The organism is Stenotrophomonas sp. ATCM1_4, assembly GCF_004348115.1.
Taxonomy (GTDB): domain Bacteria; phylum Pseudomonadota; class Gammaproteobacteria; order Xanthomonadales; family Xanthomonadaceae; genus Stenotrophomonas; species Stenotrophomonas capsici.
Genome location: NZ_QPFB01000001.1, coordinates 3,634,172 through 3,658,137 on the forward strand (window position 1 = coordinate 3,634,172; position 23,966 = coordinate 3,658,137).

Consider the following 23,966-nt stretch of genomic DNA (forward strand, 5'->3'; position numbering starts at 1 on the left):
ATTCCGCTACCATGCAGGCTCCATGCCCTTGATGGCCCTGCAGAAATGTCAAGCCCCGCCAAACCGCTCGCCACCCGTGAACGCCTGTCCGAAGTCCGCTACGAGATCCGTGGTGAGCTGGCCCGGCGAGCCCGCGAGCTGGAGGCCCAGGGCCGCAAGCTGATCAAGCTCAACATCGGCAACCCCGGCAACTTCGGGTTCCGTGCGCCGGCGCACCTGCAGCACGCCATCGCCGACGACATGGGCCGCACCGACCCGTACACCCACCAGCAGGGCCTGCCGGTGGCACGCGAGGCGATCGCCGCCGCCTATGCCCGCCGTGGCGCCCCCGATGCGGTGGCCGACCGGGTGTTCCTGGGCAACGGCGTGTCCGAGCTGATCGACCTGTCACTGCGCGCCCTGCTCAACCCGGGCGACGAAGTGCTGGTGCCCTCGCCCGACTACCCGCTGTGGTCGGCGGCCACCATCCTCAATGACGGCCGCCCGGTCTACTACCGCTGCAAGCCGGAGAACGGCTTCCTGCCCGACCCGGTGGAGATCGAGACGCTGGTGTCCTCGCGCACCCGCGCCATCGTGCTGATCAACCCGAACAACCCGGCCGGCGCCAGCTATCCGCGCGAGCTGCTGGAAAAGATCGTCGCCATCGCCCGCAAGCACAACCTGCTGCTGATGGTGGACGAGATCTACGACCAGATCCTCTACGACGGCGCGCAGTTCCAGCCGGTCGCACCGCTGGCCGGTGACCACCCGTGCCTGACCTTCAGCGGCCTGAGCAAGGTGCACCGCGCCTGTGGCTGGCGCGTGGGCTGGATGCTGCTGTCCGGTGCCGCCGAGCGCCTGGGGGAGTTCCGTGCCGCGCTGGACCTGCTCAGCGCGCTGCGCCTGTGCGCCAACGTGCCCGGCCAGTACGCCATCGAGGCCGCGGTCAACGGCCCGGACACCATCACCGAGCTGTGCTCGCCCGGCGGTCGCCTGTACGAGACCCGCCGCGCGGTGATCGATGCCTGCGCCGCCAGCGAGCACCTGTCACTGGTCGCGCCGTCCGGCGCGCTGTATGCGTTCCCGGCGGTGGTCGGCCCGGCCGCGCAGGGCTTCGACGACCACGACTTCGCCCTGCAGCTGATGGAGGAGGAAGGCGTGCTGGTGGTGCCCGGTTCCAGCTTCAACGTGCCCTACCGCAACCACTTCCGCGTGACCCTGCTGCCGGAGGCCAGCGTGATGCGCGAGGTGTTCGGCCGCATCGACAAGCTGCTGGCCCGCCGTGCCGAAGCGGTGACCAAGGTGGTCCCGCTGAAGGGCCGCGCCGCCGTCGCCCGCGCAGGGTGAGCCGCGTGAACGGAATCTCCGGGGCCAGCATCGAATCGGCCGCACCGCGCTATCTGGCGCTGGGCGATTCCTACACCATCGGCGAAGGCGTGCCGACCGAAGGCACCTGGCCGTTCCAGTTGGCCGCCGCGCTGCGCGCGGACGGCATCGCGCTGTCCGACCCGGAGGTGATCGCCACCACCGGCTGGACCACCGACGAGCTGGCCGCGGCCATCGACACCGCCGCGCCGCAGGGCCCGTATGCCCTGGTCAGCCTGCTGATCGGGGTCAACAACCAGTACCGCGGCCGCCCGCTGGCCGAGTACCGGCAGCAGTTCGAGCAACTGCTGCAGCGCGCGATCGCGCTGGCCGACGAGAATCCGGCGCGGGTGCTGGTGCTGTCCACGCCCGACTGGGGTTTCACCCCGTATGCGCAGCACAACGGCCGCGACGCGGCGCAGGTCGCCCGCGAGATCGACGACTTCAACGCCGCCGCGCATGCCTGCTGCGGCGATTACGGCGTGGCCTTCGTCGACATCACCCCGGCCAGCCGCGACGGCGGCGCGGAACCGGCGATGCTGGCGGACGACGGGCTGCACCCTTCCGCGCGGATGTACCGGCGCTGGATGGAACAGGCCCTGCCGGTGGCCAGCGCACTGCTCAAGGCGCCCCCCGCCGCGTGACCGGGCACGGTGCCAAGGCAGCCCTGTCGGCCGAGGATGCCCGCGCCATCGCCCGCGCCTTCGCCCCCGTCAGGCCCTGGGGCAACCGCTGGGACTACTACTACACGCTCTCCAAGCTGCGCAGCGACCCGTTGTATCCCGGCGTGCTGGACGCCCTGCGCGGCACCCGCGCGCCGGTGCTGGACATGGGCTGCGGGCTGGGCCTGCTGGCCCACGCATTGCGCCGTGACGGCCAGCACCTGCCCTATCGCGGCGTGGACAACGACGCGGCCAAGGTCGACCGCGGCCGTGACGTAGCCGCGCGCAGTGGCCTGGACGCCACCTGCTTCGAACGGATGGACCTGGCCACCACCTTGCCCGAGCACCGCGGCAGCGTGGCCATCCTCGACGTGCTGCAGTACCTGCCGGCCGCGGCCCAGGCCCACCTGCTGCAACGTGCCGCGGCCATGCTCGATGACGACAGCCGCCTGGTGATGCGCATGGCGCTGGCCGACCACACCCGGCGCGGGCGGATCTCGCGGCTGGGCGACCGCGCCGCCCACCTGATCGGCTGGATGCAGTTCCGCCCCCGCCACTACCCCGACGCCGACAGCCTGCAGGCACAGCTGCAGCAGGCCGGGCTGTCGGTGCGCATCACTCCCCTGTACGGGCGCACCCCGTTCAACAACTGGCTGGTGGTGGCGCAACGCAGTTGAGGCACGACTCAGCCGTTTGCGCCGATAATCGCCCCATTCCATTCCTGCCGCCCGACCGGGCCGGCACACCAACGAGATCCACGTGAAGAGAACCTACCGCCTCGACATCGAAGGCAAGCATCCCGACCGCCTGCTGGAAGCCAGCAAGCACGACATCCGCAAGTACATCAAGCGCGAGCGCGGCAAGACCCTGCCCGCCGGTGCCGATGTCTGGGAGTTCGACAGCAAGGCCGGCGTCGACGAAGCCAGCGCCGAGCCGGTGGAATTCGGCACCCTGATCCGCGCGGTGGACGCACTGGTGGCCGCCGGCAACACACAGTTCTACGTCGAGGTGGTCAGCAGGCCCGGCAAGCGTACCCCGCGCCCGAAGCCCGAGCCGACCCCGGAAACCTCGCCGGAAAGCGATTTCGAGGATTGAGACCGGTCGTGCCGGGCCCTGCCCGGCAACGCCCCGGCGGAGCATGGCTCCGCCCTACGGGTTCGGGGCTGGATCCGGCCTGGCATTCGCCGCCGCGCGCAGGCGGTCCTTCTTGCTCGGCCGGCGGCCCTTGATGCCGCCGTTGTCGGCGGCCACCACGCGGGCCTGCACCGGTGCGTCCTTCGGCGCGAAGCCGTCCCGTTCCTCCAGCGCCACCTGCATGCCATTGCGCTTGCCGATCAGGCGCCAATGCGCCAGCGCATCGGCATCGACGAAACTCACCGCCAGGCCCTTTTCGCCGGCACGGCCGGTTCGACCGATACGGTGCAGGTAATCGGCCGGCGAGCGCGGCAGTTCGTAATTCACCACCACCGGCAGACGCGCGATGTCGATGCCACGCGCCGCCACGTCGGTGGCCACCAGTACCCGCAGCTGGCCGTCCTTGAAATCCTGCAGCATGCGCACGCGCCGTCCTTGTGACTGGTCGCCATGCAGCGCCTGCGCACTGATGTCGGCGGCACGCAGCTGCGCAGCCAGGCGGTCGCTGTCACGACGGCTGCCGACGAACACCAGCACCTGTGTCCAATCCGGGTCGTCCAGCAGCGACAACAGCAGCTCACCGCGCCGGCCCGCATCGACGCGGATCGCCCGCTGCGCGATCTCCGGCTGTGCCTGGTCGCCGATTTCCACCCGCTGCGGATCGCGCAGGCCCGCCGCGGCCAGCGCCGCGATGTCCGGCGGGAAGGTCGCCGAGAACAGCAACGTCTGCCGGCGCACCGGCAGCTCGGCCAGGATCTGCCGCAGCTCGTCGCCGAACCCGAGCTCGAGCAGGCGGTCGGCTTCGTCCAGCACCAGCAGCTGCACCTGCCCGAGCGAGAGCGCGTTGTGCGCCACCAGGTCGAGCAGGCGCCCGGGCGTGGCCACCACGATGTCGGCGCCGCCGCGCAATGCCATCAGCTGCGGATTGATCGACACCCCGCCCACCGCGCACACCAGGTGCGGCCGACGCGCCATCTGCCGGCCCAGCGTGTTGAACACATCGCTCACCTGCAACGCCAGTTCGCGCGTGGGGACCAGCACCAGTTGCAGCAGCGGGCGCGGCTTGCGCGCCTGGCCCATGGAAAAACGCTGCAGCGCCGGCAGCACGTAGGCCGCCGTCTTGCCCGAACCGGTCGGCGCCAACGCCACCAGGTCACGCCCTCTCACGATCAGCGGCACCGCCTGCTGCTGGATCGGCGTGGGTGCGGCATAGCCGGCCTGCTGCAATGCCTGCTGCAACGCAGGCAACACATAGGGCGAGAGGCCGAGCTGGGAGAAAGGCATCGAACGGGATTCCGGGAAAAGACGGGATGCGAGTCTACGCGCTTGCCCGTGGCAGGCGTGCCTGCAGGCCCCGCGCCTGCAACTGCTCAAGCACGCCCTCGATGATGGCCAGGTTGTGCCCGTGCGCAGACCCTTCATGCAGCAACACGATCGCGCCGGGCCGCAGGTCGGCGGCAATCCGACGCACCACGTCCTGCGGCTGGCAGGCCACGCCGTCGAAACCGCGCGCGCTCCAGCCCACCCGCGTGAGCCCGTGGCGCTTGAGCGCGGCGGCGACGAACGGGTTGGTCATGCCCACCACCGAGCGGTACCAGCGTGGCGGGCTGCCGGCCAGTTCGCCCAGTGCCTGCTGGCATCCCTGGATCTGCGCGGCCATCGCCGCCGGGCCCAGTGCCCAGAACCGCGCCTGGGGGTGGGAATGGCTGTGGTTGCCGATGCCGTGGCCACGGCGCAGCACCTCGTGTACCAGCGCCGGCCGTGCCTGCGCACGCTCGCCGACCATGAAGAAGGTGGCCTTGGCCTGGTAGCGATCAAGCAGGTCGAGCACGGCCAGGGTGTCGTCCGAGGGGCCATCGTCGATGGTCAGCCACACGTCCGCGCCCGCCACGCGGCTGACCACCGGAGCGTAGAAACGGCTGTTGGGCAGGAACACCGGCACCACGAACAGCGCATGGCTGGCCAGCAGCAACGGCAGTCCCCAGGCCCAGCCCAGCGCCCACCAGGCCAGTGCCACCAGCCCCTGCGAAACCACCAGCCACGGCACCCAGCGCCAGGGGCGCACGGGAACGCGATACAGGGTTTCCTTGGCGGTCATGCCCGGGGGTGCCTCACAGCGTAGAATCGGACATTGTCACAGACCACTTCCACGAGTTCACGATGTCCCTGGATCCCGCCCTGCGCTCGCGCATTGAATCCATCCTCGGCGCCAACCGCGTCGTCCTGTTCATGAAGGGCCAGCCGACCATGCCGCAGTGCGGTTTCTCGGCCAAGGCCGTCGGCGCCCTGCAGGACCTGGGCGTGGAGTTCGCCCACGTCAACGTGCTGGCCGACCAGGAAATCCGCGAAGGCATCAAGGCCTATGGCGACTGGCCGACCATCCCGCAGCTGTACGTGGGCGGCGAACTGGTCGGCGGCAGCGACATCATCCTGCAGATGGCCAACAGCGGTGAGCTGAGCAGCCTGCTGGGCGTGACCGCACCGGACCGCACCCCGCCGACCATCACCGTCACCCCGGCGGCGGTGGAAATGCTCAAGGGCGCGCTGGCCGACGCCCCGGGCAGCGCCCTGCAGCTGAGCATCGACGCGCGCTTCCAGCCGAACTTCCAGCTGGCCCCGTTCGACGCCAACGCCATCGCCGCCGAGTCCAACGGCCTGCGCGTGCAGTTCGACGTTTCCAGCGCCCGCCGCGCCAACGGCATCACCATCGACTGGGTGGACGACATCCGTGGCCAGGGCCTGGCGATCAACAACCCGAACGCACCCCGGCCGGTGCAGGAGCTGGACGTGCGCAGCGCCGATGACCAGCTGCGTGCCGGCGCCATCACCCTGGTGGACGTGCGCCCGGCCGACGAGCGCGCGATCGCCGCGATCAACGCCCCGTTCGAAACCTTCGACGGCGACAACCGCGCCCGGCTCGAAGCCCTGCCCAAAGACACCCCGCTGGCGTTCCTGTGCCACCGCGGTGGCCGCAGCGCGCAGGCTGCCGACCATTTCCATGGCCTGGGCTTCAGCAACGTGTTCAACGTCACCGGCGGCATCGATGCCTGGTCGGAGAACGTGGACAACAGCGTGCCGAAGTACTGATCACCGCGATCAGGCTGCACGACAGAAAACGCCGGCAATGCCGGCGTTTTTCATGCCCGGTGGCGTGCGCCGGTCAGCCGGCGAAACCGCCCTCGGCCAGGAAGTGCAGTTCTTCCGGCGTGGGAATGCGGCCCAGCACCGCATTGCGGTGCGGGAAACGCCCGAAGCGGCGGATGATGTCGCGATGCAGCTCGGCGTACTTCAGGTACTCCAGGTCGCCCAGCACTTCGAACATCGCCACCGAGCGCTCCTGGTCATGCGGGTCTTCCGAGTGCTCGAACGGCAGGTAGATGAAGGCCCGCAGCTGTGGGGTCAGCTCGCGGTCCAAGCCTTCCTCGATGGTGCGCATGGCGTAATGCCGGGCCAACCCATCGGTGGCATAGGAGTGCGCGGTGCCACGGAAGCAGTTGCGCGGGAACTGGTCGAGCAGGACCTGCAGGGCCAGCGCGCCCTCGGCGGTCTGCAGCCACTCCTCGCAGCCACGGCGTGCAGCCTGCCAATGCAGGTCGAGGAAACGCTGGCCGAACTCGGCGTCGAACGCATCGTCCCGCGTGAACCAGCGTTTCGGCCCGGCCGCACGCCAGAACTCCACTACAGACTTTGCCGTTTCCATTTCCTTCCCCAGAACCCTGCCCGTATTCAGGCAGCGGTATTCCCTGCCATAACCCTGTCGCCTTGGCCGGAAGCCGCGCCGACGTGGTCGCTAGCTTAATGGCCCGCAGCAGGGCTGGGTATGACCAACTTGTGAAATAACCGAACCGGGATTGAGACGTACGCCGCATAACCGGGCAACTTGACGGCAAATTTTGAGATAGGGTTCTAACCTTTGAGAACATACGGACCCGGAGGGGGCCTGCATGCGCATCGGAATTGTGGTCGACTCTGCCTGCGACCTGCCCGTTGGATACCTGCAACGCAACAATCTCGTCCTGCTGCCCATCACGGTACGCATCGGCGACACGATCCTGCCGGACAACCGCGACGAAGAGGCCACCCTGGCCTTCATCAAGGGCCCGCTCAGCGACCAGGGCGCCGAGGCCGAAACCACCCCCTACAGTTCCGAGCAGATCCGCGACCTGTTCCTGCACCGCCTGGTGACGGACTTCGACCAGGTCTTCTGCATGACCATCACCCGCACCCGCAGCCCGCTACATGACAACGCGGTCCAAGCCAGCTACGCCATTCTCAGCGAGTACAAGCCGATCCGCCAGGCCGCCGGCTACAACTCGCCTTTCAGCCTGCGCGTGATCGACACCCAGAATCTGTTCGCCGCCCAGGCGGTCAGCGCGGTGGAGGCGGTGCGCCTGCGCGACAGTGGCGCCACCGTGCCGCAGATGCGCGAGCGGCTGGAACTGGTCGCGGCCAACGTGCACGGCTACATGATCACCCGCGACCTGTACTACATGCGCGCCCGTGCCCGCCACAAGGGGGACCGCAGCGTCGGGCTGTTCAGTGCGGCGCTGGGCAGCGCGCTGGACATCAAGCCGGTGCTGCATGGCTACCGCGGCAACACCGAGCCGGTGGCCAAGATCAAGGGCTTCGACAACGCGGTGCAGTCGCTGTTCGGCTTCGTCGGCAAGCGCGTGGCGGCCGGGTTGATGACGCCGGTGGTATGCGTGAGCTACGGCGGCCCGCTGGAAGAACTGCGCACCCTGCCCGGCTACCGCGAGCTGCGCGACACCTGCGACCAGCACGGCGTGACGCTGATGGAAGCGCTGATGAGCCTGACCGGCATGGTCAACGTCGGCAAGGGCGCGGTGACCATCGGCTTCGCCGACGGACCCCATGTTTTCTCGGCCTGATCCGGCGTGGATCGTGTACGGGATCACGACGCCGTTCGTGCAAGACTGCGGCACCTGAAAGGAGACTCCCATGCCCGTGTATTCGATTTCGCTGCCTGATCCGAGCAAGGCCCGCGGCAGCGATCCGCGCCTGTCCTTCACCGCCAGCGGCGCCGACGCTTTCGCCGAGCAGTTGCAGGCGGCGCTGCGCACCCCGGAGCTGTTCGAGCGCTGGAAGGCCACCCAGGACGAGCCCGATGACGTGGATCCGTCCCTGGGCGCCACGGACCCGGCCGCCACGGTCACCGGCCAGCAGGCCGACCTGCGCATCAACCTGCAGGCCACCACCACGTTGGCGGGCGATCTGTTCAAGCATCGCCTGCGCCTGCTGGCCGGCAGCAACTGGGAACTGCGCGACGTGCGCTGAGCCTTGGGCACGCCTGTCCTGTTGTCCTGGAGCGGCGGCAAGGATGCCGCCTGGGCCCTGCACGAACTGCGCCAGCGCGACGAGGTGGAGGTCGTCGCGCTGCTGAGCACGCTGACCGAGGGGTATGACCGCGCGTCGATGCAGGGCGTGCGCCGCGAGGTGCTGCAGGCCCAGGCCGAGGCGGCCGGGCTGCCCCTGCTGGAGGCGTGGATCCCACAGGCCTGCGACAACACCCTATACCTGCAGCGCATGGCCGATGCCCTGCTGCAGGCACGGCTGCGTTGGCCCGGCCTGCACACCCTGGCGTTCGGCGACCTGTTGCTGGAGGACATCCGGCGGTGGCGCGAACAGCAATACGCACCGCTGGGCTGGCAGACGCTGTTCCCGCTGTTCGGCCGCGACACCGCACAGCTGGCGCGGCAGATGATCGCCGGCGGCCTGCGCGCCCGGTTGTGCTGCGTGGACAGCCAGCGGCTCGACCCCGGGTTCGCCGGCCGGGCGTTTGATGTCGCCCTGCTCGACGCCCTGCCCGGCGCGGTCGACGCCTGTGGCGAAAACGGCGAATTCCACACCTGCGTCAGCGACGGGCCGATGTTCCTGCACCCCCTCACCCTGCACCAAGGACAGACCGTGCTGCGCGATGCGCGCTACGTCTACACCGACTTCCACCGCTAGCGCCGCCCTGGCCGGTGCCGTCTGCGACCGCACGGCGCCACGGGGGGGCTTCCGTCAACAGGCGACCGGCCCGCCCAGTGCCCCGCGCACCATCACCCGGTTGCGGCCGGCGTGCTTGGCCGCATACAACGCGGCGTCGGCATCGGCCAGCAACTGCCCGCTGTCCGGCATGACCGGGGGATGCAGGAATGCCACGCCGATGCTGATGCTGACCGGCCCCTCCGGCAGGCGCAGGGCCTGTACCGCCACCCGCAGCCGTTCGGCCAACGCCAGCACCCCGTCCAGGTCGCACCCTGGCACGATGACCGCGAACTCCTCGCCGCCATAGCGCGCCACGCGGTCGGCCGCGCGTTGCACGGTCGCCTGCAACTGCGCCGCCACCGCCTGCAGGCAGCGATCTCCCGCCGGATGGCCATGCGCATCGTTGAATGCCTTGAAGTGATCGATGTCCACCAGCAGCAGCGCCAGTTCGGTGCCGCTGCGCCGGGCCCGGTTCCATTCATTGCGCAGCGTCGCATCGAACTCGCGGCGGTTGGCCACGCCGGTGAGGCCGTCCTGCCGCGCCAGCTGGTCCAAGGCCGCCTGCCGCTCCAACAGGTGGATCTGCAGCAGCATGCTGCGCAGGCCGAACCCCAGCGTGGCGACCACGAAGCCGGCCAGGGCCAGCGGCCGTGCATGGTCCACCACCAGCGTGCCGACCACCAGCAGCAACAGCGGCAGGATCATCGGGCCACCGGCCTGCACCAGCCGTGACAGGCGCGAGTGCCGGGCCGGCGCAGGCACCAGTGCAGGCGCCGGCGCCAACGCAAGCACCACCAGCAGCAGGAATGGCAGGTCGATCAGCAGGTCGTTGTAGGCGCCGAAGGCATCCTCCGACGTGAAGTGGTTGATGTAGCCGGCCACCAGCAGATAGGCCACCGCATACAACGCCAGCGCCCGGAAGAAGCTGCGCCGCTCGGGCACGTCGCCGGCCAGCCACCGCACCACCGCGAAGCCGGCAATGCACAGGTTCTGGATGTCGAACATGTAACGCATGTTGGCCATCGCGTGTTCGTCGACATCGATGCGACCGGCAAAGAACCCGGCATGCACGAAGAACAGCACGCCCAGCAGTGCCGCCATCGCGGCGTCGATCAGGCTGATGCTCAGGCGCTCACGCCGCGCGCGGGCCAGGATAAACACCAGTGGCACGCCGTACAGCACATACAGCAGCAGGCTGGCGCGCGGGGTGACGTCGGCACGGCCCGCGCCCAGCGCATCGACCATGTTCAGGGCCATGCCACCGGCCCACAGCAACAACGCCAGTGCGGTGGCGCGCCAACCCGGAGCCGCGCGGTCACGCCGTGCCCGCCACAGGCAGGCGCCGGCAGCCAGCAGCGGTGCGAGCGTCAGGAACACGAACGAACCCGCGCCGGTCTCCCCCGGCCACAGGGTCATGACCAAGGCATGACAGGCCACATACAGCAGAACCAGCACCACCGGCATGCATCCCCCGTCGACCAGGCCGCATGCACGGACGATAGCGCGGCCGTCGCCACAGCCGCGTGATCCACACCCCCGAATGGCGTGCCGGCGAACGGCCGGCCCCCATGTACCGCCGGGAACCTCGGGTCCCCGCCTCTCAGCCCTTCAGGGCGTGGGCGTGATGGGCGATGTGCTCGCCGATGAAGCTGGCGATGAAGTAGTAGCTGTGGTCGTAACCGGGTTGCAGGCGCAGGGTCAGCGGATGGCCCACGGCGGCACATGCCGCCTGCAGCAGCTGCGGACGCAACTGGGTCTGGAGGAATTCATCCGCGCCCCCCTGGTCCACCAGCAACGGCAGGCGCTCGGCTGCGTCGGCCACCAGTGCGGTGGCGTCGTACTGCTGCCACGCCACCGCGTCTTCGCCGAGGTAGGCGGTGAATGCCTTCTGCCCCCACGGCACCCGCGACGGTGCCACGATCGGCGAAAACGCCGACACGCTGCGGTAGCGCCCCGGGTTCTTCAACGCGACGGTCAACGCGCCGTGCCCGCCCATCGAATGGCCACTGATCGCACGCGCGCCATTGGCCGGCAGGTTGGCTTCCACCCAGGCCGGCAGCTCGTCGACGATGTAGTCGTACATGCGGTAGTGCCGCGACCACGGCTCGCGCGTGGCATTGACGTAGAAGCCGGCGCCCTTGCCGAGGTCATAGCCCTCGGCATCGGCCACTGCCTCGCCGCGCGGGCTGGTATCTGGGGCGACGATGATCACCCCGTGTTCGGCGGCATAGCGTTGCGCGCCGGCCTTGGTGATGAAGTTCTGCTCGGTGCAGGTCAGCCCGCTCAGCCAGTACAGCACCGGGCACGGGCCGTGCTCGGCCTGCGGCGGCAGGTACACGCCGACCGTCATCTCGCAGCCGAGCACGTCCGATGCGTGCCGGTAGACATCCTGCCAGCCGCCGAAGCAGGCGCGGTGTTCGATGCGTTCGGCCGCCATCTCAGTTATCTCCCGATGCCGACGGCAACCGGATCTCGCAGGTCTTCAACGCCTCCAGGCTGCCCTTCACCTCGATGCGTGATTCGCTGGCCAGGCTGCCGATGCGCAGTACATAGAACGACTCCGGGATGTCCTCGTACTCGTCGGGTGCCGCGATCAACACACCTGCGGCGACGAAGCCCGCATTCTTCCAGGTGCTACCCAACGACGACAGGATCGACTGATCGATCTTCACCAGGTCCTGCGCCTGCAGTCGCTCGATCGCCTCACGCGCTTCCTGGTTGTCCCCCGTGTCGGCCAGCGCGGCGGCCAATGCCTCTTTGTTCAACATCGTGCTCATCTCAGTAATGAATGACCGAACGGATCGACTTGCCTTCGTGCATCAGGTCGAACGCTTCGTTGATCTTGTCCAGTTCCATCGTGTGGGTGACGAACGGCGCCAGTTCGATGTCGCCCTTCATCGCGTCCTCGACCATGCCCGGCAACTGGCTGCGGCCCTTCACGCCACCGAACGCGGTGCCCAGCCACTTGCGGCCGGTGACCAGCTGGAACGGACGGGTGGAGATTTCCTGGCCTGCGCCAGCCACGCCGATGATCACGCTCTGGCCCCAGCCACGGTGCGCGCATTCCAGCGCCGCCCGCATCACCTGGGTGTTGCCGATGCACTCGAAGCTGTGGTCCACGCCCCAGCCGGTCATTTCCACGATCACCTGCTGGATCGGCTTGTCATGGTCCTTCGGGTTGACGCAGTCGGTGGCACCGAACTGCCTGGCCAGCTCGAACTTGGACGGGTTGGTGTCGATGGCGATGATGCGGCCGGCCTTGGCCTGGCGCGCACCCTGGATCACCGCCAGGCCGATGCCACCGAGGCCGAACACGGCGACGCTGTCACCCTCGGCCACCTTGGCGGTGTTGTGCACCGCGCCGATGCCGGTGGTGACGCCGCAGCCCAGCAGGCAGACGTGCTCCGGGTTGGCGTCCGGGTTGACCTTGGCCAGCGAGACTTCGGCGACCACGGTGTATTCGGAGAAGGTCGAGCAGCCCATGTAGTGGTAGATCGGCTCGCCGTTGTAGGAGAAGCGGCTGGTGCCGTCCGGCATCACGCCCTTGCCCTGCGTCGCGCGCACGGCGGTGCACAGGTTGGTCTTGCCGCTCTTGCAGAACAGGCACTGGCCGCACTCGGCGGTGTACAGCGGGATGACGTGGTCACCCGGCTTCACCGAGGTCACGCCCTCGCCCACCTCGACCACGATGCCGGCGCCTTCATGGCCGAGCACGCACGGAAACAGGCCTTCCGGATCATCGCCGGACAGGGTGAAGGCATCGGTGTGGCAGACGCCGGTATGGGTGATCTTGACCAGCACTTCGCCCGCCTTGGGCGGGGCGACGTCGATCTCGACGATCTGCAGCGGCTGGCCCGGGCCAAAGGCGACGGCGGCACGTGATTTCATGGGGTTCTCCTGCGCAATGATGGAACGCGGCACGACGTACCGCGCACTGATTTGAAGGGGCTATTTGAGATAGGAGCGGATCAGGCTGGACATCTCGGCCACGCGCGTGGCGCGCTGCGCATCGGACTGCGTGGGCTGGCCGAATTCCTCTCGCAGGTGCGCCTCCATCACCTCGGACATCAGCCCGTTGACGGCACCGCGGATGGCGGCGATCTGCTGCAGCACCGGGTTGCAGTCCGCCCCGGCCTCCAGCGCGCGCTCCAACGCATCGCACTGGCCCCGGATGCGTTTGACCCGGGCCAGCACCTTCTTCTTTTCCTCGGGCGAATGCGGCACCGGCCGGCCTCTTATCCTGTACTGGGGGATAGTATATTGAGGTGATCCTGGGAATGCCAACGACCTCTTGGCTGGCTGCAGTCCTCCGGACTCAGGGGCGGATCGGACACCACCGCAACGTGGCCAGGAACCGCTACGCCCGGCGGCCTGGACGTACAGGCGAAGGGCGTGCCTCGTCCGCTCAAACCCGTCGCCAGCAACCGATTCGTGGTCCCCGATGCCCATGTTCCGGCCGGGACCCTGCAGGCCGCGTTCAAGCGTGATGCCACCGGCAAGGCGCACAGCCTGACGGAGATCGCGGGAGATGGCGTCCTGGTCTTCGATAAACATCCCCAGCAGGGCTGACGCTACCGGGACGCCCCCTGCCCGGTGGCTTCCCGCGCGGCAACGCGCTTGACCAGCGTGTCGATGGCCGCTTCCATGGCGTGCGCCGTCTGGTCACCACTCTGGTTGGTGATGACGAAGATGCCCAGATCGTACTTGGGCAAGATGTAGATGTAGCACTGTGAGCGGGGCACGCCGCCGTGGTGGGCGTAGTAGCCCCCTTTCAGGCGGTCGCCGCTGACGATGTTCCAGAAATAGCCGATGCTGAACTCGGGATCGAATTCGACCAGGGCGCGATGGGACTCCGTCACGACGGGACCACCGGCCAACTGGAACCTGAGGTACTCCACCATCTCCGGGACCGTCGCCTTCACGTTTCCGGAGGCGCCCCAGGGCAACTGTGGCATCGGCGTAGTCGGCACCGGGTTGTCACTGTGGTAGCCGACCGCAAGCCGGGCTGCCTCCTCCTCGTTCGGCCGGATCCTGAGGCCGGTCATCGCCGCGGATTCCTCGACAAACCCGCGTAGCAGCGACTCGTAGTCGCGCTTGTAAACCGTTTCAAGGATATGCGCGGCCAGTTCGGTTCCGGTACTGGAGTAGGCGTATTCCTTCCCGGGCGCCTGTCGAATCTCGACGGCGTGCAGGTCCCTGAAGAACTCCGCCTTGCCATAGCCTGCGTAAATGGCATTGAGTTCGCGCGGCGTGCGCTGATCGGTGAAGTCGGCAAGCACCGTGTTCGCCCGTTCCGGCAACATGTTCGGCAGACCACTCGTGTGCGACAGCAGGTGACGGATGCGGATGGGTTCGCCGTGGTACTGCAGGTTCGGGTAGTCGCCTTGCAGATACCTGCGGACGTCATCGTCCAGGTCGAGCCTGCGCTCAAGTACCGCATTCGCCATCAAGGTGCCCGTGAGGGTCTTGCTCAACGAGCCGATTTCATAGAGCGTCGCATCGGTCGGAGGGCCTGACTTGCCGGCTTCCATGTCGCCGCTGTGGCGGATGAACGCCTCGCCCCGATGCACGACCCCGATCGAGGTCGAATGAAGCAGTGGCTGCTCGACCAGCGTTGCAGCGACCTCGTCGATGTCCGCACCCAGATCCCGGGTCGGCACAGGGCTGCCCGTGCAGCCCGTTGCCAGCAGCGCGATGGACAATACGAAGCAGCTGAAACACCGGTTCCCGGAAAACAACGAAATCGCCTGCATGCGTCAGCGCTTGGAGGGGCATTGAAGGGGCGCTCAAGATAGCCGATTGCCGGGACCAACGCCTGGCCCTGCTCACCCCGATGCACCTGCCAGCATGGAGGCAAGCAAGGCACCTGGTCCGAAGGCCGCTCCAGCATCGATCAGCAAACGTGTGCGGAAGGCCTTGGGCCGCGGCTTACCGCTTCGGCCTGCGAAGCAGCGGGCGACTCGCAACACCTGCACCAAGGCGAGCGCCCCCTGCCCGATCAGGCCGGTTTCCCGGCCTTGTGATACGCGACAAGCGCATTGGCATGGCCGTGGCCAAGCTTGTGCTCGGCCTTGAGGAAGGCCACCTGTTCCATGTGCTTCCGGTCCTGGACGGTGTCCAGCAGCGCGAGCCAGTGCGCCACCGGCTTTCCGTAGGTCTTCTCGATGGACGGGAAGTAGGACGCCGGGCCCTTGACCTTGATATCTGTCGTCATGAACGCTCCTCGTTGTTGTGGTGAGGCCGGCGATCCCCCCTTGGCGGACCTGACCGTGCTTCTTCCCCCGACGAATGAGAGAGTCCGGGATCGACACTCGATTCCATGGATACATGCGCCCCCGCGGTCGGTCTCATTCGCAGAGCTCTTCTCCTCGCCCGTAGGGCCCGTGCGCCTGCTGCCTGATCCAGTGCGCAGGCCCGCCCTCCTCCGAACGTCCGCCCCCGTTCGGATGATGCACGAGCAGGAATCCTTCATGGCCAACACCCATCAGTCGCATCATGTACAGAAACAGCCTTGACGGGTTCAGCTTCCCATCCAGGGATTGCCGGCCTGCATCCATCGTGACGTGCTAGCATGAAATCGCGGGCATTGCCCGCTACGCGCGCTTTGCGCAACTGTCTGGATTGTTGCCCACTTCGCTCCCTTTCATGCGTTACCTGCCCAGATGCATGGGCGGTCGCTCGGCGGAGTGCGCGATGCCCGGCTATACGACACGCAATGTGAAGGTCACCGTCGGTGGCCAGTCTTACCTGCTGCGCATCCTCAGCGACAAGCAACAATTCAGCGATCCGGACGGCCATGGCGAACGCCTTGGAATTTCCTCGGCGCAATGGAGCCTGTTCGGCCAACTGTGGCCATCCGGACACGTGCTTGCCCAGGCCATGTCCCGTTTCGACATCCAGGGCAAACGCATACTTGAGCTGGGTTGTGGCATTGGCCTGGCCAGCATCGTGCTGATGCAGCGAGGTGCCGATGTGATTGCTTCGGACATGCACCCGTTGGCCGAACCGTTCCTCGCCTACAACGCCGCACTGAACGCACTACCTGCCGTGCACTATCGCCACCTGCGATGGGACCGGGAACTGCCCGCGCTTGGCACGTTTGACCTGATCATCGCCAGCGACGTGCTCTACGAGCGCGCGCAGACCGACTTGATGGCCGATGTCATCCTGCGTCATGCCAAGCCCAGCGCCGAGGTGGTCATCACCGACCCCGGCCGGGGCAACAGCGCACGCTTCAGCCGGATGCTGGAACAACAGGGCTTCGCCTTCCTGTCGACAAGATGCCCGATGGATGATGCCGATACCGAGCCTTTCCGCGGACAGCTGCTTCATTACTCGCGCGGCATGACCGCGGTGGCCACATGAACCGGGTCGAGCGCGAGAAGCGCGCCAAGATCACCTGCGCCACATGCGATGCGCTGTGCTGCCAGCTCACCGTGGTTCTGGATGAGAAGGATGACGTGCCCGCCCACCTGACCACGCATCTTCCCGGCGGCCTGCATGTCATGGCCAAGGATCAGGAGGGGTGGTGCGTTGCCCTGGACGGGCTGCACATGCAGTGCCGCATCTACGCCAGCAGGCCAACCGCCTGCCGATCCTTCGTGATGGGCGGCCCCTACTGTCGCGCCGAGCGCGACGAACATGCCCGGCAGGGCGCTCGCACGATCGCATTGCAACTTATATGAGGAGCACTCCATGGCGACACCTCCCCGCAAGTCGGCCCGCTACCCCGCAGTGAAGACGACCCCGTTCTTCAGCCCGAACGTGCAGAAGCACGACCTGAGCCGTGAGCGCATCGCCGAAGACATGGCCGCATTCCGAAGCGCCGGTGGAAAGATCGAGGTGCTCGGCAATACGCCCTTCCGGATGAAGACCTCGCCGGACAAATCCGCGGCCACCCCCCAGGCACCGCCCACCGCAGCCGGTGACAGCGCCACGCCCGCCAGGTCGCACAAGCGCAAGTAATCAGGTGTGCTGGACCACGGACCCGGGCAGCCATGCCACCGGCAGAACATGACTTCCATCACATTCCTGCCGGCAAACGCGCGGGATATACATGACTGGCACGTCATACCGCGCTGACCTGGTGCACCAGCCCTCTCCGCCCGGAACAACACCGCATGAAGCCCGCCGCTATCGTCAACTGCATCGTTGCAATCGCCCTTTCCAGCGCGTCGGTGGCTTGTGCTACTTACGACGACTCAGCAATGAACCAAGCCTGCAATGACTCGGTTTTCGTGAAGGACCTCCCGCCCCAGGTCGCCGCCCGGGAAAGCAAGTGCCGCTCCGCGCAGGTCTGGTCGTCCAATCGTGCCGAAGATGACAAACCGATCGACTTCGGGGGCAAGAAGGACTAGCCGCCCACCGCACGCAGGCACCACCGGGCGCCCATCCCCTGATGTGGCGCACCGGCCTGCAAGCACGCATGCCCGGGTGGCGCACCTGGCAGGATCACCGGAACGCGTCCATCAGAAGATAGGTTCCCGGGGCACGCTGGTATTGGTCGATCAAGGGCACCAGCCGCCGGAAGTGCTCCGTACTGCAATGCGCGTCCAGCGCTGCACGGTCCGGCCACTCTTCGATGAAGACGAAGTGCCCCGGATCCTTTTCGTCGACGTACAGCGCGTAGGAGATGCACAGTGGCTCCTGGCGAGTGCGCTCGACCAGCTCGCGATAGAGCGGCGCGACCGTCGCGATGTGTTCGGGCTTGATGAAGTCCTGGGCAATCACCTTGAGCACTGCATTTTCATCCGGTGGAACGAAGGAGGCGCCGGACCCTTGCGTCCCTGCACGAGGAGCGACCATGGGTGCCGGCGAATCCGGCAATCATAAGCGCCACGTACCCGTGGATGTCGGACAGGGTTTCGGGAAACTGCAGTCGCACACGGCGACGCCAGAGATCGGGCGACAGAGGTCGAAAGCCGGATTCCCGCATGGCGCGCATGCCAACGCGGGCGCTCCGACCGCACCCCGCACATCCTTGCGCGGGGCAGCCAAACAGTGAGCCCAGGCGGCTTCCCATGAACACCACGTGGGCCACTGCTCACTCACTCGGACAGCTCAGCTGTCGTTCGCGGCCTTGCGGTCCTGCTGCCCTTCTTCGACAGGCTCGGCCTGCGGAACAAGCTCCAGCGGATCGACTTTCTTCCCGTCCTTGTCGACCGGAGAAGGCGGACTGCTCTCCTTCTGCGATTCAGTCCTGGCGTTCGGATTGGAACCTTGCGGAGGCATGCTCATATCCCTTCCTCGTACAACGGCATGATTGCCGCAGCCCCACGGTGCGCGCATCCACGTTAGCCGTTCGTTCGCTTTCCGATGCCACCGGAGTGCATGCACGTTGACTGCAAGCAGTGATACTCACCCGGGAAAATCCAACTTCCGCGATAACCGGCATCATCCAGCCGCCTACCGCGAATATACCGGCAACGCCCAACCGGGCTCCCGCCATGCATCGGGGTGGGAAATCACTGAACCGTAAAGAAATCGGCACGACGAAGTACCGGCCAGGTGCGACAAACAGGCTTCAAGCGAATGAATCGCACAATTCCCCCGCAAAGCGCCTATGGTGATTGGAGATGAGCTCACCCAGCGCTCAGGGCCGCAGCGATGAACTACGAAGAAGCAAGGGCGGATCTCGATGATCTGACCCTTGAGATGACGACGTCGAATCACGCCTGGACACACACCAAGCGGCTGGAAAAGCTGCGTGCGCTCGCCATCGTCACCAGGCGCGCATTGAAAGAGGCAGCGGGTACCTCCAACGAGCAGGAGCGCCTGAACGGCATCGAGGCAGTGCCCGATCGCATCAAAAGCATGATGGAGTCGGGAGCGCAGCTCGAGAAACTGAAGGAAGGCTACATCCATCGTTGATCCGCGCAGCGATTGATCGACCTCCCATCAGCCACCGGATGATGTCGGCCGCAATTGCCGCTGCCCAACCACCGCAGGCAGGACTCGCCCCGCACCGCGCCCGGGATATGGCTTCCAAGCCCGGTCCTGGAAACCACAGCGCTGCTGATACTCTTGGCCCTCCCGGACCCTCCTCCGCTCGCGATGGCTGACACCCCACCTGCCCCGCCCCTGCAGTACCGGCTCGACGACCTGCACATCGACGTGGCTCGCCAGCGGGTAACGCGCGAGGACGGACAGCTGCTGGACGTGAGCGGGCTCAGCTTCCGCCTGCTGCATTACCTGCTCACGCAGGGCACGCGCGTGGTGGGCTTCGATGAGCTGATCGCGCAGGTCTGGGCACCGGCGCATGTCAACGAGGAAACCGTGACCCAGCGCGTGCGCCTGCTGCGGCAGGCACTGGGCGAGGACGGCCGGCAACCGCGCTACCTGCGCTCGGTGCGCGGCCAGGGCTACCAGCTGTGCAGCGAACCTTCGCTCGACGCGTCACCACCGCCGGCCCCCGCGCACGCGCGACGCGGCCTGGTCATTGCCGGTGCCATCGTGCTGCTGGCGGCAGCAGGCATCGCCTGGTGGCAATGGCCCGACGCCGGCAACCCGGCGCACTCCCCGCTACTGCAGCGCGCCGACTACTACGCCGGCATCGGCCAGCGTGACAACAACGAACGCGCGCTTGCGTTGTACCGCCAACGCCTGCAGGAAGCGCCGGATGACGCCCTGGCCACGCTGGGCGCGGCACGCGCCCTGGCCGCGCGCCTGTGCCTGTACAGCGGCAGCCGCGACGATGCCGACCAGGCCCAGGCGATGGCCGAAGCGGTGATTGCCCGCCAGCCGCGGCTGGCTGCCGCGCATGCGGTGCTGGCCTATGCCCATGACTGCCGCGGCGCGGTCGATGCGGCCATCGCTGGCTACGAGCGCAGCGTGCAACTGGATCCCGACGCCGATGCCAGTCGCGCCTCGGCGGCCTACCTGTACGCCCGGCAGGGTCGCCTGGCCGATGCACTCGACGCCAATCTCGCCGTGCGGCATCCCGGGCAGGTGCGTTTCTGGGAGCTGCAGGTGGCCTCCAACCTCGACCTGCTCGGGTACGCTGCCGCAGCCGAAGCACGCTACCGGCGCAGCTTCCAGCTGTACCCGGACAACGTGTTCTCCAACCTGGCCTGGCCCACGTTCCTGTTCGAACATGGGCGCATGGAGGAAGCCCGTGCGGCACTGGCCGAAGCACGCGCCCGTGGCACCGCGCACGCGGGGTTGCACCTGCTCGGCGCGGAGCTGGCACTGCTGCAGGGCGATGCCCATGGCGCGCAGGTGGAAGCAGGTAAGGCACGGGCACTGAAGCCGCACGCCAGCCTGCCGCGGACGGTCGCCTGGATCACCGGTGCTGCCGTCCGGCCTACGTCGGCCGAACTGTTGGTGCAATCCAACGCCCTGCGCGAGGGCCTGCAGGGCAGCGATGCCTTCGATGGTATCGACGCCGCCCTGCTGGCCGATCTGGCCGGTGACCGCAGCGCTGCATTGGCAGCGCTGCAGGCCGCCGTTGCCGCGGGCTACCGCGATGCCAACTACCTGCGCGTGTCACCGCTGCTCGCGGGCCTGCGCAGCGACCCCGGCTTCACGCCGGTGCTGGCAACGATCACGTCCGCCGTCGCCGCCGAGCGGGCACGCATCAACGCGGCCGGGCGGTTGCCGGCCGACGCGATGGACGTCACGGCAGCGCGCTGAGGATGTAGTCCTGCAGCAGCTTGCGGGTTTCCTGGTGCATGCCGCGCTGGTTGTAGCGGGTGCGCGTGACCACGACCACTAGTTGCTTGTCCGGCACCACGAACACCGCATTGCCACCATTGCCTGACATCGTCCACGCATGCAGCTCCTGCGCGCCCATGGTGAAGGTGAAGCGCCACATCTGGTAACCGAAATCGGCGTCGAACGGGGTCTGTGCGCGCACCTGCATCATCGCCTGCACCCAGCCCGGCGACAGCACCTGTCGACCGTTCCAGCGACCACCGTCGGCCAACAACTGGCCTAGCCTGGCCAGATCGCGGCTGCGGTACTCGGTGCCACCACCGCCCATGCCGACGCCTTCGGAGGCGTGTTGCCAGACCGAGCCGCTGATGCCCAGCGGGCGCTCCAGCGCGTCTGCCGCGAAGCGCTCCAATGGCATCGCGCTGGCGCGCTCGACGATGGCGCCGAGCAGGAACGAATTGGCGGTGCAGTAGGCGAACGCACGGCCGTGCGGGCTGTCCGCCGGTCGCTTCACCCACGGCGCGTAGCCGCGTTCGGGCAGGTCCAGGGTGAAGCCGGTCCAATCGGCGCTGACATACATGCGCTCCTCATGCCCGGCCGAGTATTCGTTGTTGTCATCGCATTCCCACTGCGCGCTCATGCTCAGCAGGTCCTCGACGGTGGTGGCGTCCTTGAACCTGCCCGGGTGCGCGGGCGTGCGCTCGGGGAAGAAGCCCAGCACCTTCGCATCGACCCCGGCGATCAAGCCACGGTCGATGGCCGCCCCGACCAGCATCGCGGTCACGCTCTTGGTCAACGAGCGGGTGTTGTGCAGGGTCGTGCGGTCGGCACCGTTGAAGTAGGCCTCGTGCACCAGCTTGCCGCGGTGGACGACCAGCACGCTGGTGGTGTCGGGCGCCTCGCCGCCACGGATCGCGGCATCCAGCGCAGCAAGGCGGATGGCATCCAGGCCCTGGCTGGCGGGGTCGGCGACGGTCCAGTCAGGGGACGTGGAGGCCGCGGCGGAGGCGGCCAGACAGGGAACGAAGGAGGCAAGGACGGCAAGCAGGGCGAGGCGGATCAGGCGGGGCATGGAGGCGCTCCTGGTAGGGAGCGCCCAGCCGACCATGGCCCCGAATGAACTGCCTGATGTGCGGATGAAGATTAATGAAGTCGTTTCAAATCAAACGGTTGCACCGCATCCGCGCTCGCCGGGATCAGCCAGCGAGCCAGGCGTCCGTCGAGGTCACGCGCGCATAACCGAAGGCGAAGGCCGCCATCATCGCCGCATGCACCTGCGCCGCCGGGGCGGTGACGCCGTTGAACGCCAGGTCCAGCGTGGCGCAGGCATCGTGCAGCACGGTGACCGTGTAGCCGAAGTCGGCGGCGGCCCGCACGCAGGCGTCCACGCACATATGGCTCATCGCACCGATGACGACCACCTCGCCAACGCCGCGGGCATCCAGCTGCTGCTTCAGGTCGGTGTCGCGGAACGCATTGACGAAGTGCTTGGTGATCACCGGCTCGCCTTCCCGCGGGGCGACGGCGGCCTGTATCTCCACCCCGTCCGAGCCCGGCACGAAGATTGGCGCTTCGTTGCTGGCCGATTCGTGGCGGACATGCAGCACCGGGATGCCGGTGCGGCGGGCTTCGGCGATGACCGTCACCGCGTGGGCGACGGCGGCGTCGATGCCGGTGAGTGGCAGCTTGCCGGTGGGCAGGTATTCGTTCTGCAGATCAATGACGATGACGGCGCGCTTGTGCATGGGGCTCCCGGTTCACGTATGGAAAACGTGGGAGAATTTTCCGCCGCCGGCCGCACGCAGCGAAGGGGCGTCACCGACATTCTTGAGGGCTGCACCGACAGATGCACCACGACCGCCACATCGAGATCGGGATACTGCGCTACCCCGGCGCACAACTGGCGGCCGTACTCGGGCTGGCCGACCTGCTCGCCCTGGCCAGCAGGATCGCCCACCGTCACGCGCCCGCAGGACCGCCGCAGCTGCATGTCACGCAATGGCATATCGCCGTACCGGGGCAGCGCCCAGCGCCGGACGCACCTTCCCCCGCGCAGGGCAGCCTGCGACCGGACGTATTGATCCTGCCGCCGAGCCTTGAGGAACCGCTCACCGCCGAGGCGGCCGCGCCCTACCTCGATTGGCTGCGTGGCCTGCATGACACCGGCAGCACGCTCGCCTCGGTCTGCGCCGGGGCCTACCTGCTGGGCGAAACCGGGCGCATCGATGGCCGCACCATCACCACCAACTGGGCGTTCAACGACAGCTTCGCCAGCCGCTTCCCTGCGGTGCGGCTGGACACCGACCAACTGGTCATCGACGACGGCGACATCCTGACCGCCGGCGGGGCGATGGCCTGGATCGACCTGGGCCTGCGCCTGGTGGAGCGCTACCTCGGCGTGGCGGTGATGCTGGACACCGCACGCACCCTGCTGGTCGATCCGCTCGGACGCCAGCAGCGTTACTACAGCAGCTTCGCGCCCCGCGTCTCGCATGGCGATGCAGCGGTGCTGGCAGTGCAGCAATGGCTGCACGAAACACACGCCAAGGCGGCAGCCCTGCCCGAGCTTGCGCGCCGCGCCGGGCTGGAGGAGCGCACCTTCCTGCGCCGTTTCCAGAAGGCCACCGGCATGACCGCCACCGAGTACGGGCAGCGCGTGCGCGTGGCCCATGCACGCGACCTGCTGCAGTCCACCCGGCTGCCACTGGAACGCGTGGCCTGGGACGTCGGCTACAGCGACCCGGGCTCGTTCCGCAAGGTGTTCCACCGCATCGTCGGCCTGACCCCGGGCGAGTACCGGCGGCGGTTCAACGCGGGCTGAGACCCTCAGCCTTCCAAGCCGGATTTGAGCCGGTCCAGCAGGGTCAGCGCATGGGTGGCGTACTGGCTGATCCAGCGCTCGTGGATGTGCTTGATGGGCAGCGGATTGAGGTGGTTCCAGCGTTCGCGCCCTTCGCGCTGGACGATCACCAGGTCGGCCGCTTCCAGCACCTTCAGGTGCTGCATGACCGTGCAGCGGTCCATGTCGTCGAATGCCTCGCACAGCATGCCGGTGGTACGTGGCTGCTCCTTCAGGCAGTCGAGCAGCGCCCGCCGCCGGGGGTGGGCCAGCGCCTTGAAAACCGCGTCTTCCGCATCGCCATCCATCATGTTATATATTTATAACACATAGCTACCCAGTGC

31 protein-coding genes are annotated in these 23,966 nt (G+C 67.5%); 16 read left to right on the forward strand and 15 right to left on the reverse strand.

Annotated elements, in window-relative coordinates; all coding sequences use genetic code 11:
* Nucleotides 1-45: 45 nt before the first annotated feature.
* The 4 genes from ATCM_RS16555 to ATCM_RS16570 all read left to right on the forward strand — a co-directional run bounded on the left by ATCM_RS16555 (nucleotide 46) and on the right by ATCM_RS16570 (nucleotide 3,101).
* Complete coding sequence (locus ATCM_RS16555) at nucleotides 46-1,326, forward strand: pyridoxal phosphate-dependent aminotransferase (protein WP_132865574.1); 1,281 nt, start codon at nucleotides 46-48, stop codon at nucleotides 1,324-1,326.
* A gap of 5 nt (nucleotides 1,327-1,331) precedes the next feature.
* A complete protein-coding gene (locus tag ATCM_RS16560; protein WP_132865575.1) occupies nucleotides 1,332-1,988 on the forward strand; it encodes an SGNH/GDSL hydrolase family protein in 657 nt (218 codons plus the stop codon).
* 23 nt (nucleotides 1,989-2,011) lie between these two features.
* Complete coding sequence (locus ATCM_RS16565; protein WP_132866216.1) at nucleotides 2,012-2,683, forward strand: class I SAM-dependent methyltransferase; 672 nt, start codon at nucleotides 2,012-2,014, stop codon at nucleotides 2,681-2,683.
* An 82-nt stretch (nucleotides 2,684-2,765) separates the two neighbouring features.
* Nucleotides 2,766-3,101 carry a DUF6172 family protein gene (locus ATCM_RS16570; RefSeq protein ID WP_132865576.1) on the forward strand — a complete coding sequence of 112 codons (336 nt, stop codon included), beginning with the start codon at nucleotides 2,766-2,768 and terminating at the stop codon, nucleotides 3,099-3,101.
* Nucleotides 3,102-3,155: 54 nt separating this feature from the next.
* Here the strand turns inward: ATCM_RS16570 and ATCM_RS16575 are convergent, their stop codons facing one another.
* Nucleotides 3,156-4,424, reverse strand: a complete 1,269-nt coding sequence (locus ATCM_RS16575) for a DEAD/DEAH box helicase (RefSeq protein ID WP_132865577.1) — start codon at nucleotides 4,422-4,424, stop codon at nucleotides 3,156-3,158.
* A 34-nt stretch (nucleotides 4,425-4,458) separates the two neighbouring features.
* Entirely contained in the window at nucleotides 4,459-5,238 is a 780-nt protein-coding gene (locus ATCM_RS16580) for a polysaccharide deacetylase family protein (RefSeq protein WP_132865578.1), read from the reverse strand.
* Nucleotides 5,239-5,300: 62 nt separating this feature from the next.
* Here ATCM_RS16580 and grxD point away from each other — a divergent pair, with 62 nt between their 5' ends.
* A complete protein-coding gene (grxD, locus tag ATCM_RS16585) occupies nucleotides 5,301-6,227 on the forward strand; it encodes a Grx4 family monothiol glutaredoxin (protein ID WP_132865579.1) in 927 nt (308 codons plus the stop codon).
* A 73-nt stretch (nucleotides 6,228-6,300) separates the two neighbouring features.
* On the opposite strand, the gene ATCM_RS16590 is transcribed toward grxD, so the two are convergent.
* Nucleotides 6,301-6,840: a DUF924 family protein gene (locus tag ATCM_RS16590; protein WP_132865580.1), complete on the reverse strand. Its 540-nt coding sequence runs from the start codon at nucleotides 6,838-6,840 to the stop codon at nucleotides 6,301-6,303.
* Nucleotides 6,841-7,084: 244 nt separating this feature from the next.
* On the opposite strand from ATCM_RS16590, the gene ATCM_RS16595 reads away from it, so the two are divergent.
* From ATCM_RS16595 to ATCM_RS16605, 3 genes are all read left to right on the forward strand, one after another.
* Nucleotides 7,085-8,029, forward strand: a complete 945-nt coding sequence (locus ATCM_RS16595; RefSeq protein ID WP_132865582.1) for a DegV family protein — start codon at nucleotides 7,085-7,087, stop codon at nucleotides 8,027-8,029.
* Nucleotides 8,030-8,099: 70 nt separating this feature from the next.
* Nucleotides 8,100-8,435, forward strand: a complete 336-nt coding sequence (locus tag ATCM_RS16600; RefSeq protein WP_132865584.1) for a hypothetical protein — start codon at nucleotides 8,100-8,102, stop codon at nucleotides 8,433-8,435.
* A 3-nt stretch (nucleotides 8,436-8,438) separates the two neighbouring features.
* Nucleotides 8,439-9,110, forward strand: coding sequence for an adenine nucleotide alpha hydrolase (locus ATCM_RS16605; protein WP_132865585.1), 672 nt, complete (start codon nucleotides 8,439-8,441; stop codon nucleotides 9,108-9,110).
* 54 nt (nucleotides 9,111-9,164) lie between these two features.
* Here ATCM_RS16605 and ATCM_RS16610 read toward each other — a convergent pair whose 3' ends face one another.
* The 5 genes from ATCM_RS16610 to ATCM_RS16630 all read right to left on the reverse strand — a co-directional run bounded on the left by ATCM_RS16610 (nucleotide 9,165) and on the right by ATCM_RS16630 (nucleotide 13,355).
* Entirely contained in the window at nucleotides 9,165-10,595 is a 1,431-nt protein-coding gene (locus ATCM_RS16610) for a GGDEF domain-containing protein (RefSeq protein ID WP_132865586.1), read from the reverse strand.
* Nucleotides 10,596-10,731: 136 nt separating this feature from the next.
* Nucleotides 10,732-11,568, reverse strand: coding sequence for an S-formylglutathione hydrolase (fghA, locus tag ATCM_RS16615; RefSeq protein WP_132865587.1), 837 nt, complete (start codon nucleotides 11,566-11,568; stop codon nucleotides 10,732-10,734).
* Nucleotide 11,569: 1 nt separating this feature from the next.
* Nucleotides 11,570-11,899, reverse strand: coding sequence for a hypothetical protein (locus ATCM_RS16620; RefSeq protein ID WP_165931209.1), 330 nt, complete (start codon nucleotides 11,897-11,899; stop codon nucleotides 11,570-11,572).
* A gap of 10 nt (nucleotides 11,900-11,909) precedes the next feature.
* On the reverse strand, nucleotides 11,910-13,019 hold the full coding sequence (locus ATCM_RS16625; RefSeq protein ID WP_132865589.1) for an S-(hydroxymethyl)glutathione dehydrogenase/class III alcohol dehydrogenase: 1,110 nt from the start codon (nucleotides 13,017-13,019) through the stop codon (nucleotides 11,910-11,912).
* A gap of 60 nt (nucleotides 13,020-13,079) precedes the next feature.
* Nucleotides 13,080-13,355 (reverse strand): metal/formaldehyde-sensitive transcriptional repressor, encoded by a 276-nt coding sequence (locus ATCM_RS16630; protein ID WP_132865590.1) that lies wholly within the window; start codon nucleotides 13,353-13,355, stop codon nucleotides 13,080-13,082.
* 168 nt (nucleotides 13,356-13,523) lie between these two features.
* Here ATCM_RS16630 and ATCM_RS19175 point away from each other — a divergent pair, with 168 nt between their 5' ends.
* Nucleotides 13,524-13,700 (forward strand): hypothetical protein, encoded by a 177-nt coding sequence (locus ATCM_RS19175; RefSeq protein WP_165931210.1) that lies wholly within the window; start codon nucleotides 13,524-13,526, stop codon nucleotides 13,698-13,700.
* A gap of 2 nt (nucleotides 13,701-13,702) precedes the next feature.
* Here the strand turns inward: ATCM_RS19175 and ATCM_RS16635 are convergent, their stop codons facing one another.
* Nucleotides 13,703-14,833: a serine hydrolase domain-containing protein gene (locus ATCM_RS16635; RefSeq protein WP_243694041.1), complete on the reverse strand. Its 1,131-nt coding sequence runs from the start codon at nucleotides 14,831-14,833 to the stop codon at nucleotides 13,703-13,705.
* Nucleotides 14,834-15,129: 296 nt separating this feature from the next.
* Nucleotides 15,130-15,345 (reverse strand): DUF4287 domain-containing protein, encoded by a 216-nt coding sequence (locus ATCM_RS16640; RefSeq protein ID WP_132865592.1) that lies wholly within the window; start codon nucleotides 15,343-15,345, stop codon nucleotides 15,130-15,132.
* Nucleotides 15,346-15,824: 479 nt separating this feature from the next.
* Between ATCM_RS16640 and ATCM_RS16645 the strand changes: the two genes are divergently transcribed.
* The 4 genes from ATCM_RS16645 to ATCM_RS16660 all read left to right on the forward strand — a co-directional run bounded on the left by ATCM_RS16645 (nucleotide 15,825) and on the right by ATCM_RS16660 (nucleotide 17,488).
* The gene (locus ATCM_RS16645) at nucleotides 15,825-16,496 is read left to right on the forward strand and encodes a methyltransferase domain-containing protein (protein ID WP_132866217.1); all 672 of its coding nucleotides are present in this window, start codon (nucleotides 15,825-15,827) and stop codon (nucleotides 16,494-16,496) included.
* On the forward strand, nucleotides 16,493-16,816 hold the full coding sequence (locus ATCM_RS16650; RefSeq protein WP_132865593.1) for a YkgJ family cysteine cluster protein: 324 nt from the start codon (nucleotides 16,493-16,495) through the stop codon (nucleotides 16,814-16,816). Before ATCM_RS16645 ends, ATCM_RS16650 begins: the two co-directional genes overlap by 4 nt.
* Before the next feature lie 10 nt (nucleotides 16,817-16,826).
* Nucleotides 16,827-17,096: a hypothetical protein gene (locus tag ATCM_RS16655; RefSeq protein WP_132865594.1), complete on the forward strand. Its 270-nt coding sequence runs from the start codon at nucleotides 16,827-16,829 to the stop codon at nucleotides 17,094-17,096.
* 155 nt (nucleotides 17,097-17,251) lie between these two features.
* Entirely contained in the window at nucleotides 17,252-17,488 is a 237-nt protein-coding gene (locus tag ATCM_RS16660) for a hypothetical protein (protein ID WP_132865595.1), read from the forward strand.
* A 94-nt stretch (nucleotides 17,489-17,582) separates the two neighbouring features.
* On the opposite strand, the gene ATCM_RS16665 is transcribed toward ATCM_RS16660, so the two are convergent.
* Together ATCM_RS16665 and ATCM_RS19180 are read right to left on the reverse strand one after the other, a co-directional pair.
* Nucleotides 17,583-17,870 (reverse strand): putative quinol monooxygenase, encoded by a 288-nt coding sequence (locus tag ATCM_RS16665; protein WP_132865596.1) that lies wholly within the window; start codon nucleotides 17,868-17,870, stop codon nucleotides 17,583-17,585.
* Between the two features lie 321 nt (nucleotides 17,871-18,191).
* Nucleotides 18,192-18,368 (reverse strand): hypothetical protein, encoded by a 177-nt coding sequence (locus tag ATCM_RS19180; protein WP_165931211.1) that lies wholly within the window; start codon nucleotides 18,366-18,368, stop codon nucleotides 18,192-18,194.
* Between the two features lie 369 nt (nucleotides 18,369-18,737).
* Here ATCM_RS19180 and ATCM_RS16670 point away from each other — a divergent pair, with 369 nt between their 5' ends.
* Together ATCM_RS16670 and ATCM_RS16675 are read left to right on the forward strand one after the other, a co-directional pair.
* Nucleotides 18,738-19,001 (forward strand): hypothetical protein, encoded by a 264-nt coding sequence (locus ATCM_RS16670; protein ID WP_132865597.1) that lies wholly within the window; start codon nucleotides 18,738-18,740, stop codon nucleotides 18,999-19,001.
* A gap of 183 nt (nucleotides 19,002-19,184) precedes the next feature.
* Complete coding sequence (locus ATCM_RS16675; RefSeq protein ID WP_132865598.1) at nucleotides 19,185-20,762, forward strand: winged helix-turn-helix domain-containing protein; 1,578 nt, start codon at nucleotides 19,185-19,187, stop codon at nucleotides 20,760-20,762.
* Here ATCM_RS16675 and ATCM_RS16680 read toward each other — a convergent pair.
* Nucleotides 20,746-21,855 carry a serine hydrolase gene (locus ATCM_RS16680; RefSeq protein ID WP_132865599.1) on the reverse strand — a complete coding sequence of 370 codons (1,110 nt, stop codon included), beginning with the start codon at nucleotides 21,853-21,855 and terminating at the stop codon, nucleotides 20,746-20,748. The genes ATCM_RS16675 and ATCM_RS16680 overlap by 17 nt on opposite strands.
* A 124-nt stretch (nucleotides 21,856-21,979) precedes the next feature.
* The gene (locus ATCM_RS16685; RefSeq protein ID WP_132865600.1) at nucleotides 21,980-22,528 is read right to left on the reverse strand and encodes a cysteine hydrolase family protein; all 549 of its coding nucleotides are present in this window, start codon (nucleotides 22,526-22,528) and stop codon (nucleotides 21,980-21,982) included.
* A gap of 101 nt (nucleotides 22,529-22,629) precedes the next feature.
* Between ATCM_RS16685 and ATCM_RS16690 the strand changes: the two genes are divergently transcribed.
* On the forward strand, nucleotides 22,630-23,604 hold the full coding sequence (locus ATCM_RS16690) for a helix-turn-helix domain-containing protein (RefSeq protein ID WP_132865601.1): 975 nt from the start codon (nucleotides 22,630-22,632) through the stop codon (nucleotides 23,602-23,604).
* A gap of 5 nt (nucleotides 23,605-23,609) precedes the next feature.
* On the opposite strand, the gene ATCM_RS16695 is transcribed toward ATCM_RS16690, so the two are convergent.
* The gene (locus ATCM_RS16695; protein WP_207911828.1) at nucleotides 23,610-23,933 is read right to left on the reverse strand and encodes a metalloregulator ArsR/SmtB family transcription factor; all 324 of its coding nucleotides are present in this window, start codon (nucleotides 23,931-23,933) and stop codon (nucleotides 23,610-23,612) included.
* Between the last annotated feature and the right edge of the window lie 33 nt (nucleotides 23,934-23,966).